The 12,890-nt window shown below is 67.1% G+C and carries 12 protein-coding genes; 8 read left to right on the forward strand and 4 right to left on the reverse strand.

Annotated features, from left to right (window positions below):
* Window positions 1-497, reverse strand: a 497-nt coding sequence (locus CGX12_RS16860; protein ID WP_142995656.1) for an MFS transporter, incomplete at its 3' end; no start/stop codon positions are given.
* 392 nt (window positions 498-889) lie between these two features.
* Between CGX12_RS16860 and CGX12_RS16865 the strand changes: the two genes are divergently transcribed.
* The 6 genes from CGX12_RS16865 to CGX12_RS16890 all read left to right on the forward strand — a co-directional run bounded on the left by CGX12_RS16865 (window position 890) and on the right by CGX12_RS16890 (window position 7,780).
* Window positions 890-2,023, forward strand: coding sequence for an ABC transporter substrate-binding protein (locus CGX12_RS16865; protein WP_094041009.1), 1,134 nt, complete (start codon window positions 890-892; stop codon window positions 2,021-2,023).
* A gap of 4 nt (window positions 2,024-2,027) precedes the next feature.
* Window positions 2,028-3,074, forward strand: coding sequence for a FecCD family ABC transporter permease (locus CGX12_RS16870; protein ID WP_198401718.1), 1,047 nt, complete (start codon window positions 2,028-2,030; stop codon window positions 3,072-3,074).
* Window positions 3,068-3,853: an ABC transporter ATP-binding protein gene (locus CGX12_RS16875; protein ID WP_094041011.1), complete on the forward strand. Its 786-nt coding sequence runs from the start codon at window positions 3,068-3,070 to the stop codon at window positions 3,851-3,853. The genes CGX12_RS16870 and CGX12_RS16875 overlap by 7 nt, the downstream gene beginning before the upstream one ends.
* A gap of 255 nt (window positions 3,854-4,108) precedes the next feature.
* Window positions 4,109-5,335 carry an MFS transporter gene (locus CGX12_RS16880; protein WP_094041012.1) on the forward strand — a complete coding sequence of 409 codons (1,227 nt, stop codon included), beginning with the start codon at window positions 4,109-4,111 and terminating at the stop codon, window positions 5,333-5,335.
* A gap of 108 nt (window positions 5,336-5,443) precedes the next feature.
* Entirely contained in the window at window positions 5,444-6,301 is an 858-nt protein-coding gene (locus CGX12_RS16885; RefSeq protein WP_094041013.1) for a LysR substrate-binding domain-containing protein, read from the forward strand.
* 117 nt (window positions 6,302-6,418) lie between these two features.
* Complete coding sequence (locus CGX12_RS16890; RefSeq protein WP_094041014.1) at window positions 6,419-7,780, forward strand: DEAD/DEAH box helicase; 1,362 nt, start codon at window positions 6,419-6,421, stop codon at window positions 7,778-7,780.
* Between the two features lie 113 nt (window positions 7,781-7,893).
* Here CGX12_RS16890 and CGX12_RS16895 read toward each other — a convergent pair whose 3' ends face one another.
* A complete protein-coding gene (locus CGX12_RS16895; protein WP_094041015.1) occupies window positions 7,894-8,796 on the reverse strand; it encodes a LysR family transcriptional regulator in 903 nt (300 codons plus the stop codon).
* A 303-nt stretch (window positions 8,797-9,099) separates the two neighbouring features.
* On the opposite strand from CGX12_RS16895, the gene aguB reads away from it, so the two are divergent.
* On the forward strand, window positions 9,100-9,990 hold the full coding sequence (gene aguB, locus CGX12_RS16900) for an N-carbamoylputrescine amidase (RefSeq protein ID WP_094041016.1): 891 nt from the start codon (window positions 9,100-9,102) through the stop codon (window positions 9,988-9,990).
* Window positions 9,990-11,060: an agmatine deiminase gene (gene aguA / locus CGX12_RS16905; protein ID WP_094041017.1), complete on the forward strand. Its 1,071-nt coding sequence runs from the start codon at window positions 9,990-9,992 to the stop codon at window positions 11,058-11,060. Before aguB ends, aguA begins: the two co-directional genes overlap by 1 nt.
* 255 nt (window positions 11,061-11,315) lie before the next feature.
* Here aguA and solA read toward each other — a convergent pair whose 3' ends face one another.
* Together solA and CGX12_RS16915 are read right to left on the reverse strand one after the other, a co-directional pair.
* The gene (solA, locus tag CGX12_RS16910; RefSeq protein WP_094041018.1) at window positions 11,316-12,446 is read right to left on the reverse strand and encodes an N-methyl-L-tryptophan oxidase; all 1,131 of its coding nucleotides are present in this window, start codon (window positions 12,444-12,446) and stop codon (window positions 11,316-11,318) included.
* An 82-nt stretch (window positions 12,447-12,528) separates the two neighbouring features.
* Window positions 12,529-12,890, reverse strand: a 362-nt coding sequence (locus CGX12_RS16915) for an SPOR domain-containing protein (RefSeq protein ID WP_176442101.1), incomplete at its 5' end; no start/stop codon positions are given.

Here is a 12,890-nt window from a genome sequence, read left to right on the forward strand (position 1 = left end):
CGCCAGTCGTGGCCGCCGCCGGCCAGCAACGGGGTGAGCTGGGCGCCGATGGCGCCGCCGCCCATGATCATGGCCGAATACAGGCCGGTGACCATGGCCACCCGGCCGGGAAAATACTGCTTGATGATGCCGGGAAAGGCGGACTGGACGAAGGCCACCCCCAGCCCGCACAGCAGGGCGGTCAGGATCAGGGTGGTGCCGTCGGGCACCAGCAGCCGGAGCCCCGAGCCCAGCATCAGCAGCACCAGCGCCGTGAGCATGCCCCGGCGGGTGCCCCAGCGGGCCTGGAGCCGCGGTGAGGCAAAGGCGCCCACTCCCATCAGCAGGGTGGGCAGCAGGGTCAGCATCGCCATGCCCACGTAGCCCAGGCCGGTGCCGGCCCGGATCGGCTCTATGATGGGCCCGGGCCCGGTAAGAAAGGGCCGCAGGTTCAGGCCAATCAACACCACCAGGAGCAGCATGGCCCCCTGCTCAACCGGCCTGCTTGCTGTCGTCATCGCATCGTCTCTCGGGAAGGGGAAAAAGGGAGCGGGCTTGTCACCGTCGCTTGGGGCATGGTAGGAGCCGGACAGGTCATTTGAAAATTAAATATTCGAATGTGCATCAGTGCCAAACTGAATAATGCTCTTATGCGACCGGGAGCGGCTGCGGCGGATGGGAGCCCCGACCGGGCGCGGGGCTTCAACCAGCCGCCGGCTCCGGATAAAAAACGGGATCTCGCCGACCATGACACCTCAGCCATGTTTCGAAAAGTCCAGGTATAACTACAGATAGCGCCTTCTTTTCCATCCCCAGCCACAAAAAGTTCCGCTAAAACCGGCGCGCCCCATTTACAAAATAAGAATTATTTGTAATATCGCTTGCCATTCCAATAACAGAGAAAAACACCATGCAGCGCAGCCCTCTCCTGACCAAGGCGTTCACCGCCGCCGCGGCCCTCTGGTCGCTGGCCTTGTCCGCCGAAACCATCACCGTCACCGACATCGCCAACCGCCAGGTGGAGGTCGAGGTGCCGGTACAACGCGTCATCCTGGGCGAAGGCCGCCAGATTTACCTCACCGCCGTGCTCGACCGGGAGAACCCCTTCCAGCGCATCGTCGGCTGGCGGGACGATTTCGCCAGCGCCGATCCGGACAACCATGCCGCCTACCTGGAAAAATTCCCCGAAATGGCGAAGATCCCCGCCTTCGGCGGCTTCAAGGACGGCACCTTCGACGTGGAGCAGGCGGTGTCGCTCAAGCCCGATGTCATCATCATGAACATCGAGTCCAAGCAGGCCACCGAGGACGCCAAGTACATCGAGAAGCTGGCCGCCGCCGGCATCCCCCTGGTGTACGTGGATTTTCGTGAGCACCCCTTCACCCACACCGAGCCCAGCCTGCGCCTGTACGGCCAGCTGTTCGGCGAGGAGGAAAAGGCCGAGGAATTCATCGCCTGGCGCGCCGCCGAAATCGCCAGGGTGACCGAGGTGCTCGAGCAGCATCAACCCACTCGGCCCCAGGTGTTCATCGACCGGGCCGGCGGCTACTCGGAAGAGTGCTGCATGAGCTTCGGCGATGACAACTTCGGCAAGTTCGTGACCCTGGCCGGCGGCGAGAACATCGCCAGGGACATCATTCCCGCCACCTTCGGCAACCTCAACCCGGAGCAGATCATCGCCTCCAACCCCGACCACGTCATCGTGACCGGCGGCATGTGGGAAGCCTATGTGCCCGGCGGCGGCTGGGTGGGGGTGGGCCCGGGCCAGGACCGGGCCGAAGCCCGGCGCAAGCTCGAGGCACTGACCCAGCGTCCGGCCATGACCGGCATCGCGGCGGTACAAAACCGGCAGATGCACGCCATCTGGCACCAGTTCTACAACAGCCCCTACCAGTTCGTGGGCATCCAGCAGATGGCCAAGTGGCTGCACCCCGAGCTGTTCGCCGAACTCGACCCGGAGGCCACCTTCAAGGAGCTGCATGAGCGCTTCCTGCCCGTCGACTACCGTCCCGGCTATTGGGTGTCGCTGACCGATGCAGAGTAACGCCATGACCCCGGCCGCCGGCAGCGGCCGTTACAAGACCATCGTCTGGCGGCGGCAGTTGCTCCTGCTGGGCCTGGCCGCCGCGCTGCTGCTCAGCCTGTGCGCCGACCTGGCCCTGGGTCCGGCCCGCTACAGCCTGGGCGAGGTGGTGCGGGCGCTGTTCCTGCCCGAGTCGGTGCCGCTGCAGGTGCGGGTGGTGCTGTGGGAGATCCGCATGCCGATCGCACTGATGGCGGTGGTGGTGGGCGCGGCGCTGGCGGTGGCCGGCGCCCAGATGCAGACCATCCTCAACAACCCGCTGGCCAGCCCCTTCACCCTGGGCATTTCCGCCGCCGCCAGCTTCGGCGCGGCCCTGGCCCTGGCCTTCGGGGTGGCCTTTATCCCGGCGGCCATCGCCTGGATGGTGCCGCTCAACGCCTTCGTCATGGCCATGCTGGCAGCCCTGCTCATCCACCTGCTCAGCGCCCGGCGCGGCATGACGGTCAACAGCATAGTGCTGCTCGGCATCGCCCTGGTGTTCACCTTCAACGCCCTGCTGGCGCTGGTGCAGTTTTTCGCCTCGACCGAGGCCCTGTCGGCGGTGGTGTTCTGGACCATGGGCAGCCTCAGCAAGGCCACCTGGCCCAAGCTGGCCATCACCACCCTGGCGCTGGCGCTGGTGCTGCCGGTGTTCGTCCGCCGCGCCTGGGCCCTGACCGCCCTGCGCCTGGGCGAAGACAAGGCGGCGAGCTTCGGCGTCAGGGTCGGCCGGCTGCGGCTGGAGACCCTGCTGCTGGTAAGCCTGCTGGCGGCCATTCCGGTGTCCTTCGTCGGCACCATCGGCTTTATCGGCCTGGTCGGCCCCCATATCGCGCGCATGATCATCGGTGAGGATCAGCGCTTCTTCCTGCCGGCCTCGGCCCTGGCCGGGGCGCTGATCCTCTCGGTCAGCTCGGTGGTGAGCAAGTCGCTGATCAGCGGCACCATCTTCCCCATCGGCGTGGTGACCTCGCTTATCGGCATTCCCTTCTTCGTTTCCCTTATCCTGTCCCAGACGAGGCGCTCATGGTAAGCATCCGGCTCGAGGCACTCGGTGCCCGCTACGGCAAACAGCTGCTGCTGCAGGGCATTTCCACCCCCACCTTCCAGGCGGGAGAGGTGGTGGCCATCATCGGCCCCAACGCCGCCGGCAAGTCCACCCTGTTCAAGCGCATCAGCGGCCTGATCGACGGCCCCGGCCGGGTGCATGTGGAGGGCCTGCGGCCGGAAGGCGGCGGCATCAGCTACATGCCGCAGGACAGCGCCGCCAGCGCCGCGCTCAGCGTGTACGAGTCGGTGCTGCTGGCCTGCAAGCAGGGCGGCGGCTGGCGCGTGAGCGAGGCGGAGCTGGCCCGCATCGACCAGACCCTGGCGGCGCTCGGCATTACTCCCCTCGCCTTTCGCCACCTCGGCGAGCTCTCGGGCGGCCAGCGCCAGCTGGTCAGCCTGGCCCAGGTGCTGGTGCGCGAGCCGGACATCGTGCTGATGGACGAGCCCACCTCGGCGCTGGATCTGTCGCGCCAGGTGGAGGTGCTCGGCCACATGAAAGACCTGGCGCGGGAAAAGGGCATGCTGGTGCTGGTGACGCTGCACGATCTCAACCATGTGCTGCGCTTTTGCGATCAGGCGCTGGTGATCGCCGGCGGCCGCCAGGTGGCCTGCGGCCCCACCGCCGACATCGTCACCCCGGCGCTGCTGCGCGACACTTACCAGGTGGAGGCGCGGGTGGAGTCCTGCTCCCGCGGCTTCGGCCATGTGATCGTGGACGATATCGCCAGCCAGGGCCGCACCTTCGCATTAGCGGCCGGTTAGGGTGCCATGTAGTTCAAGATTCAGGCGGAACCGATTCTTGGGCGCGGGCGGCCCGCATGAGGGTGGCACCGAGGTGCTGTAGATGCCGCTTTAGCCGGCATGAACCGACACAAACCGGCGGGAAAGGATGCCCAATTTCCGCATTCCTCGCCCTTGGCAGGTTTGCGCCACGTAAACGGGCGCCTACAGGTGAGATATTGCACTGCCCAGGTTTTAAACTGATCGGTGCCCGAAAGGCACCGCACGGACCATAACGTGACCACGACCCACTACCGCCAGAGCTGGCGGATGCTGAGCCCGGCGGCCCGCCTGCTGGTGTGCAACGGCCTGTTCTTCAACCTCGCCTTCTACATGACCCTGCCCTACCTGGCCTTTCACCTGGGCGGCACCCTGGGGCTGACCGGCTGGGCCAGCGGCCTGGTGATGGGCATGCGGGTGTTCAGCCAGCAGGGCCTGTTCCTGCTGGGCGGCGCCCTGGGCGACCGGCTGGGCTACCGGCCCGCCATCGTGCTGGGCTGCCTGGTCCGCAGCCTGGGCTTTGCCCTGCTCGGCTGGGCCGGGGATCTGCCGCTGCTGCTGCTGGCCGCCTTTCTCACCGGCTTTGCCGGCGCCCTCTTCACCCCCTGCGCCCAGGCCTACCTGGCGTCGGAATGCCTGGACGGCCGCCAGCGCCAGCAGGCCTTTGCCCTGCACAACCTGGCCAGCCAGCTCGGGCTGTTGCTGGGCCCCCTGGCCGGCATGCTGCTCACCGGCATCGACTTTATGGTGACCGGCCTGGTGTCCGGCGGCATTTTCCTGCTGCTGACCGCCCTGCAGTGGCGGCTGCTGCCCCCCAGCCCCCGCCATGTGCGGGAGCGGCCGCCCGCCTGGGGCGAACAATGGCGGGACTTGATCGGCAACGGCCCCTTCCTGCGCTTTACCCTGATGGCCGCCGCCTACCAGCTGCTGTTCCACCAGCTGTACCTGGCCGTGCCCGCCTACATCAACAGCCAGCAGCAGGCCACCGGGCTGCTCGGCGGCGTGTTCACCCTCACCGCCATCATCGGCGTCCTGCTGCAGTTGCCCGCCAGCCAGCTGGTGCAGCGCCGCCTGGGCGTGGCCCGGGGCATGGGGCTGGGCCTGGGGCTGATGGGGGTGAGCTATCTCGCCCTGCCCTGGCTGCAGCCCTGGCCGGTGGCCGCCAGCCTGACGCAGGCGGCCTGCCTGTCGCTGGGCTCCATCCTCTGCTTTCCGCTCTTTGCCGCCCATCTGCCCCACTACGCCGGCGACCGGGCGCTGGGCGGCTATTACGGCTTTTACGCAAGCCTGGGCGGCTGCGTGGCCCTGCTCGGCAACATGCTGATCGGCGCCCTGCTGGGCGAGGCGGCGGCGACCCCGCCCGCCGCCATCTGGTATGGCCTGGCACTGTGCGGCCTGGTCGCGGGCTGGGCCCTGTACCGGCAACTGCGGCGGGAAGAACTGGAGGGTTCCGCAGGCGGCTGACGCCGCGCGCGGCCCTACCCGGCAGATCTGCACCTCGGCGCTGGCTTTCATTGCCGAAGTTAATGACAATGACAGCGTCATTAACTTTGGAAATATTGAGCATTCAGGATGAAGAACCTGCCCACGGATTTGCTGCGCACCTTTGTCACCATCAACCAGTTGGGGGGCTTTACCCAGGCGGGGGAAGTGCTGGGGCGTTCCCAGCCGGCGGTGAGCCTGCAGGTGAAGCGGCTGGAGGAGCTGCTGGGCGTGAAGCTGTTCGACCGCGGCCAGGGCTTGCAGCTCACCGAGGAAGGGCAGATGCTGATGAGCTGTGCCCGCAAGATGCTGGAGCTGAACGACGCCCTCGTCTCCCGTCTGGGCTCGCCCAAGGTAAGCGGCTCGGTACGGCTGGGCATTCCCAACGACTTCGAGGTGTCCTTCCTCGCCACCACCCTGGGGCGTTTTTCCCAGTCCTATCCCAATGTGACCCTGGACGTGAGCAGCGACATCAGCGCCAACCTGCTGCACGACTACAAGAAGGGCGCCTACGATCTGGTGATGGCCATCGAGGAGAGCAACCAGCCCCATCCGCGCCTGACCGACTTTATCCTCGACCCCCTGGTGTGGGTGCGCAGCAGCAACCTGATGCTGGAGCCGGGGGCGCCGCTGCCGCTGATCCTCTACCCCAAGGGCTGCCTGTACCGCAAGTCGATCATCAACGCCCTCACCCAGGCCAACCTGCCCTGGCGCATCGTGTACAGCACCTCCAGCCTGCTCGGCATCCACGCCGCCATCAAGGCGGGGCTCGGCATCAGCGTGCTGGCCAAGAGCACGGTGCCGGACGATCTGGAACATTCCCCCGAGTATGCCCCCTGCCCGGCGCTGGGCAGCGTGTCGGTGGGCTTTTGCTACAACGGCAACGAGCTGAACGCCGCCAGCCGCATGCTGCTGGATTACCTCAGGAATGCCCTGCACCGGTTGTAGCGGGCCCCGAATCACGCAGGATCATTACATCCGCCCCGAGTTTCGCTACAATATGCCCCTTTTTCCACGGTGGCCCGGTCCGGGCCGGCCGACTTCCCCTACTCCCGGAGCAGTGACTTGGCGCAACAATCCCCGCATTTCAACGATTTTGGACTGGACTCCCGTCTTATCAGGGCCCTCGGCCATCTGGGCTTCGACACCCCCACCGAGATCCAGCAAAAGGCCATTCCGGTGGTGCTGGCCGGCCATGATCTGATGGCCTCGTCCCAGACCGGCTCCGGCAAGACCCTGGCCTTTCTGCTGCCGGCCCTGCACCGGCTGCTGAAGACCCGGGCGCTGAGCAAGCGGGATCCGCGCGCCCTGATCCTGGCCCCCACCCGGGAGCTGGCCAAGCAGGTGTTCGGCCAGTTGCGCTCGCTCACCAGCGGCAGCGGGCTCGACATCGCCCTGCTGCTGGGCGGCGAAAACTTCAACGATCAGCTCAAGGCGCTGCGCAAGTCGCCGGACGTGATCGTGGCCACCCCGGGCCGGCTGGCCAACCACCTGGATAGTCGCTCACTGATGCTGAACGGCCTGGAGCTGCTGATCCTGGACGAGGCCGATCGCATGCTGGATCTGGGCTTCGCGCCCCAGTTGGAGCAGATCCACCAGGCCGCCGACCATCGCCGCCGCCAGACCCTGATGTTTTCCGCCACCCTGGATCACGCCGAGGCGGACGACATGGCCGCGCGCCTGCTCAAGACGCCCAAGCGGGTGGCCGTGGGCGCCGCCAACGCCGAGCACCAGGACATAGCGCAGCGCTTTTTGCTGTGCGACCACCTGGATCACAAGCAGGCACAGCTGAGGCACCTGCTCGGCCACGAGGACTACCAGCAGGCCATCATCTTCACCGCCACCCGCGCCGACACCGAGCGGTTGGCGGCCCTGTTGCAGGAGCAGGGGCAAACCGCCGCCGCCCTGCACGGCGACATGAGCCAGGCCGAGCGCAACCGGATCATGGACGCCTTCGCCCGGGGCCAGCAGCGGCTGCTGATCACCACCGACCTGGCCTCGCGCGGGCTGGACCTGCTGCAGGTGTCGCTGGTGGTGAACTTCGATCTGCCCAAGCAGGCGGAAGAATACGTGCACCGCATCGGCCGCACCGGCCGCGCCGGTGCCAGCGGCGCGGCGGTGTCGCTGGTGGGCCCCAAGGACTGGGACGCCTTCAAGCGGATCGAGCGTTTTCTGCAGCAGGACATCGCCTTTGCCGCCATAGAAGGGCTGGAAGGCAAGTTCAAGGGCATCAGGCCCAGGGCGGCCAAGGCCGACGCCAAGGGCAAGGCCAAACCGCGCCCGGCCGGCAAGGGCAAACCCGGCCATACGCCGGTGAACAAGCCCGCCAAGCCGGCGCACAGCCGCGCCGAACGCTTTAGCGGCCCGGGCCTGGGCACCGACGACGGCATGGCCCCCATGCGGCGCAAGAAGCCCGGCGGCGAATAAGGCAGGCGGGGAACTTGCCTGGTCGATTGGAGCGACTTGGTTCGTTGGCTTGATCGACCACACAGCCGGACCACGTTGCCAACGTGGTTCATTGGCAAGCCTCCGCGGGTCGCTCAGATCAGGCTGCGGATCAGATCGCGCAGCCACTGCAGCGCCGGCTGGCGGTCGTGCAGCGGGTGCCAGACACAGTTGAGGTGGTAGGCGGGCGCGTCTTCCGGCAGCGCCACCATCCGCAGTGGCCAGGCCTCGGCCAGCATCATCGCCACCTTGCGGGGCAGCACCAGCAGGTGATCGCTCTGGCCGACGATGGCCGCCGCCGACATGTAGCTCTGGCTGTTGACCGAGATAGTGCGCTTGCGCCCCTGCCCCGCCAGCCAGCGGTCGACGATGGACTCGCGGGTGCCGAGCGGCGAGTGGAACACATGGGGCAAGCCGGTGAGCTGTTCCAGGCTGAGCCGCTCCCCCACCGTGGGGTGCTCCCGGCTGACCACCCCGGCCAGCGGCTCGGTCAGCCAGGTTTCGGTACGCAGCGAGCCGGGCACCTGCATGTACTCGTCGAACCCCAGCACCAGATCCACCTCGCCGTTGGCCAGGGCCCCCTCGGGCAGGCGATCGCGCAATATTTCTATCTCGATGCGCACCCCGGGCGCCTGCGTCTTCAGCCGGCGGATGAGCGGCGGCACCAGCACGCACTCCACATAGTCGGTGGTGCTGAGCACGAAGCGCCGGCCGGAGGTGGCGGGGTCGAAGCGTTCCTCCCGTCCCAGTTCCTGTTCCAGCAGCCCCAGGGCCTGGCGCACCGCCCGGTGCAGGGCCTCGGCCCGGGCGGTGGGCACCATGCCGGTGGCGCTGCGCACCAGCAGGGGGTCTTCGAAGAACTGACGCAACCGGTTGAGGGCATGGCTCATGGCCGGCTGGCTGATAAAGCACTGCTCCGCCGCCCGGGTGACGTTGCGCTGGATCATCAGGGCATCGAAGGCGAGCAACAGGTTGAGATCGAGCTGGTGCAGCTTCATCAAATATTCACCATAAGAATAAAATGATTAATACTATTCATTTGATGGATGGTAATTCAAGGGTCACACTGAAGCCTGAAGATTCGGATGGCTGATGGATAGCACCTCGGCAGTCAACGCCAGGTCCCGGGAGGAGGCCAAAGGGAACTGCTCCGCCGACCGTTGGCGCCAGGGATGGCGCCGTCGAGCCCCCAGGGACGGGTTTACGGCGAGTCGGCGGAGTTGGCCCTTTGGCCGACTGGCAGAGGCATGACACTTTCTATCGGCTCCAGACACTAACCCCTCATTATCAAGGAGTTCACCATGGCAATGGTTACCGTGGCCGCCACCCAGATGGCCTGCAGCTGGAACAAAGAAGAGAATATCGCCCGCGCCGAGCAGCTGGTGCGCCAGGCCGCCGCTCAGGGTGCCCAGATCATTCTGATCCAGGAACTGTTTGAAACTCCCTATTTCTGCATCGACCAGAGCCCCGAGCACTTCGCCCTGGCCCAGGAAGTGGACAACAGCCCGCTGATCCGCCACTTCCAGGCCCTGGCCCAGGAGCTGGAGGTGGTGCTGCCGCTCAGCTTCTTCGAGCGCGCCGGCTACGCCCACTACAACTCCCTGGTGGTGATCGACGCCGACGGCAGCCTGCTGGATGTCTATCGCAAGACCCATATTCCCAACGGCCCGGCCTACCAGGAGAAGCAGTTCTTCACCCCCGGCGACACCGGCTTCAAGGTGTGGCAGACCCGCTACGCCAAGATCGGCGTGGGCATCTGCTGGGATCAGTGGTTCCCGGAAACCGCCCGCAGCCTGGCGCTGATGGGCGCCGAGCTGATTTTCTTCCCCACCGCCATCGGCTCCGAGCCCGCCTACCCGGAGATCGACAGCCAGCCCCACTGGACCCGCACCCAGCAGGGCCACGCCGCCGCCAACCTGGTGCCGGTGATCGCCTCCAACCGCATCGGCACCGAGCAGAGCAAGTACATCGACGGCCTGGAGATGACCTTCTACGGCTCTTCCTTTATCGCCGACCAGTTCGGCGAGCTGGTGCAACAGGCGGACAAGACCTCCGAGTGCGTGCTGGTGCACAGCTTCGATCTGGACGCCATCGCCAAGACCCGCATCAGCTGGGGCCTGTTCCGCGACCGCCGCCCGGCCATGTACCAGGCGCTGATGACCTCCGACGGCAAGACCCCGGGAGGCCGCTGATGGAACAGCTGAACGGCTTTTATATGCCCGCCGAATGGGCGCCCCAGCAGGCGGTGTGGATGATCTGGCCGCACCGGCCCGACAACTGGCGCGAGCAGGGCGCCCCGGCCCAGGCCACCTTCGCCCGGGTGGCCGAGGCCATCGCCGCCGCCACCCCCGTCTACATGGCGGTGCCGGCAAAGGAAATGGACAAGGCCCGGACGGTGATGCCGCCCCAGGTCACGCTGGTGGCCATCGAAAGCGACGACGCCTGGGCCCGGGACACGGGGCCGACCGTGGTGGTGAACGGCAAAGGAGAGGCCGTCGGCATCGACTGGCGCTTCAACGCCTGGGGCGGCCATGAGGGCGGCCTCTACCACCCCTGGGACCAGGATCAGGCCATGGCCCGGGCCATGCTGGCGGTGCACGGGCTGCCGGCGGTGGCCAGCCCGCTGGTGCTCGAAGGCGGCTCCATCCACGTGGACGGCGAAGGCACCCTGCTCACCACCGCCGAGTGCCTGCTCAACCCCAACCGCAACCCCCACCTGAGCCAGGCGGACATAGAGCAGCACCTGAGGGAAACCCTGGGCGTCAGCCACTTTATCTGGCTGCCGGAAGGGGTCTATATGGACGAGACCGACGGCCATATCGACAACATGGCCTGTTTCGCCCGCCCCGGCGAGGTGGTGCTGCACTGGTGCGAGGATGAAAGCGATCCCCAGTACGCCCGCAGCCGGGCGGCGCTGGCGGTGCTGGAGCAGGCGGAGGACGCCAGGGGCCGCAAGCTCAAGGTGTGGAAGCTGCCCCAGCCCGGCCCGCTGTATGTGTCCGAGGAGGAAGCCGCCGGGGTGCAAAGCGGTGCCGCCGTACCCCGGGTGGCCGGCGAGCGGCTGGCGGGCTCCTACGTGAACTTCCTGATCAGCAACCGGCGGCTGGTGTTCCCGCTGCTGGACGAGCGCACCGACGACGAGGCCCGGCAGCTGCTGGAAACCATCTTTCCGGAGCTGGACGTGGTGGGCGTGCCGGCGCGGGAGATCCTGCTCGGCGGCGGCAATATCCACTGCATCACCCAGCAGATCCCGGCGGTGTAACCCCCGGGGATTGGCCGCTATGGCTGGAGCGCAGGCGGCCCGCCCGCGCTCCACCGGTCAGGAGCCAAGCTGCAAACATCGTTTGCCGCTGTAGGTGCCGCTTTAGCACAAACCGGCGCCCAATTTCCGCATTCCCCGCCCTTTGCCGGTTTGCGCCACGTGAACGGGCGCCTACAGGTGAGATATCGCACTGCTCACGTCTTAAATTGATCGGTGCTCTAGGCTATGGACGGTCGAATACATTCGACGGGGCCCTTACCCGAACCGGGCCAGGCGGAAGGGCGCCAGATCGAAGCCGGGGTCGCCGTCCAGCATCCAGTGGGCGAACAGCTCGCCCAGCACAGCGGCGAACTTGAAACCGTGGCCCGAGCAGGCGCTGGCGAAAAACAGCCGCTCGTGTTCCGGATGCCGGTCCAGGATAAAGTCCTCATCCGGGGTGCGGATATAGTGGCAGGCCTTGCCCTCGATAAGCTCCCCCACCCCGGGCAGATAGGCCCGCACAACGGCATCCAGCTCCGCCCCGTCCTCTTCAAAAGCACCAAACGGCGCCAGCGGCTCGCCCGGAGCCAGGGGCTGGCCACCATCGTGGCGGCCCAGCTTGAAACCGGCGCCGTCCAGGGTCGGGAAGCCGTAGTAGATGCCTTCGGCCAGATCGGCGGAAAAGCCCGGAAAGCAGCCGGGGCCCATGGCTTTCTCGTCGGCCCGGTACCAGGCGAAGGTCTTGCGCACCCGGGTGAGCGGCAGGCTCAGTCCCAGGCCGGCGAGCAGGGTGACCGTATGCTGGCCGGCGCAGAGCAGCGCCGTGCTCGCACGGATTTCCCCCTGGGCGGTGCTGGCCGTGACCCCGCCTTTGCTATCCATACTCAGTGCCCGCACGGCGCTGTGTTCGAGCAACCGGGCACCCGCCCGTTCGGCCAGACGGCGCCAGGCCAGCAGTGCCCGCTCGCAATACAGCACCCCGGCCTCCGGCTCGAAGGCGCCGGCCAGCCCCGCCGGCAATTGCCAGGCAGGCCAGCGACGGGCGATCTCGTCCCTTGCCACTTGCTCCAGCGCCAGGCCGTATTCCCGGGCGCTGGCCGCCACCTGATGGATAAAGGGGCTGTCGGCGCGTCCCAGGTTCAGCACGCCACAGGGCAGCAGCAGCGGCTCGCCGCTCTCGGCTTCCAGTTCCTGCCAGAGCCGGCGGGCGCGCAGCAGCAGGGGCACATAGCGGGCGCCCTCGCCGTAGGCGTAACGGATCAGCCGGGTGCTGCCGTGATGCGAACCCAGGGCATGGGGCGGCGCACCCTCGTCGAGCAGCACTACCCGGGCCCCGCGCCGGGCCAGTTGATAACCCGCGGCCAGGCCCACCGAGCCCGCCCCTATCACCATGATATCCGCCTGCATCTTTGCTCCCTTGGTCGGATCTTGAGGTTACCCAAATAACAAGGCCCCGCCTGCATCCACAGGCGGGGCCCCGATCCGGTGCTTACTGGGGCCGCACCGAGCCCTTGAGTCCGGTCAGCCGCTCCAGGGCGCCCAGCTGCTGCTCCAGGCTGGCCTTGCTGTCGGGACCGACCCAGACCCGGTTCAGCTCGCCCTGGCGCGGCACCGCCGGGGTGGTCTGGGCCCGATAGCCGGCGGCGCGCAACTTGGCGACCAGGGCATTGACGTTGTCCGCGTTGCGGAAAGCCCCCAGCTGGACGATATAGCTGCCACCCTGGGACTGCACCGGCTGGGGCGCGGGCTGGGCCGCCGGTGCCGGCTGGATAATGGGCGCCGGCTGAATGATGGGGGCCGGCTTGATCACCGGCGCCGGCCGGGGCGTCGGCTGGGCGGCTACCTGGGGCG

Origin of the sequence: Zobellella denitrificans, assembly GCF_002237365.1 — a bacterium.
In the GTDB taxonomy this organism is placed as follows: Bacteria; Pseudomonadota; Gammaproteobacteria; order Enterobacterales; family Aeromonadaceae; genus Oceanimonas; species Oceanimonas denitrificans.

Coding starts and splice junctions, on each gene's coding strand:
- CGX12_RS16865 (WP_094041009.1), top strand. CDS start 890: ATGCAGCGCAGCCCTCTCCTGACCAAGGCGTTCACCGCCGCCGCGGCC.
- CGX12_RS16870 (WP_198401718.1), top strand. CDS start 2,028: ATGACCCCGGCCGCCGGCAGCGGCCGTTACAAGACCATCGTCTGGCGG.
- CGX12_RS16875 (WP_094041011.1), top strand. CDS start 3,068: ATGGTAAGCATCCGGCTCGAGGCACTCGGTGCCCGCTACGGCAAACAG.
- CGX12_RS16885 (WP_094041013.1), top strand. CDS start 5,444: ATGAAGAACCTGCCCACGGATTTGCTGCGCACCTTTGTCACCATCAAC.
- CGX12_RS16895 (WP_094041015.1), bottom strand. CDS start 8,796: ATGAAGCTGCACCAGCTCGATCTCAACCTGTTGCTCGCCTTCGATGCC.
- aguB (WP_094041016.1), top strand. CDS start 9,100: ATGGCAATGGTTACCGTGGCCGCCACCCAGATGGCCTGCAGCTGGAAC.
- aguA (WP_094041017.1), top strand. CDS start 9,990: ATGGAACAGCTGAACGGCTTTTATATGCCCGCCGAATGGGCGCCCCAG.
- solA (WP_094041018.1), bottom strand. CDS start 12,446: ATGCAGGCGGATATCATGGTGATAGGGGCGGGCTCGGTGGGCCTGGCC.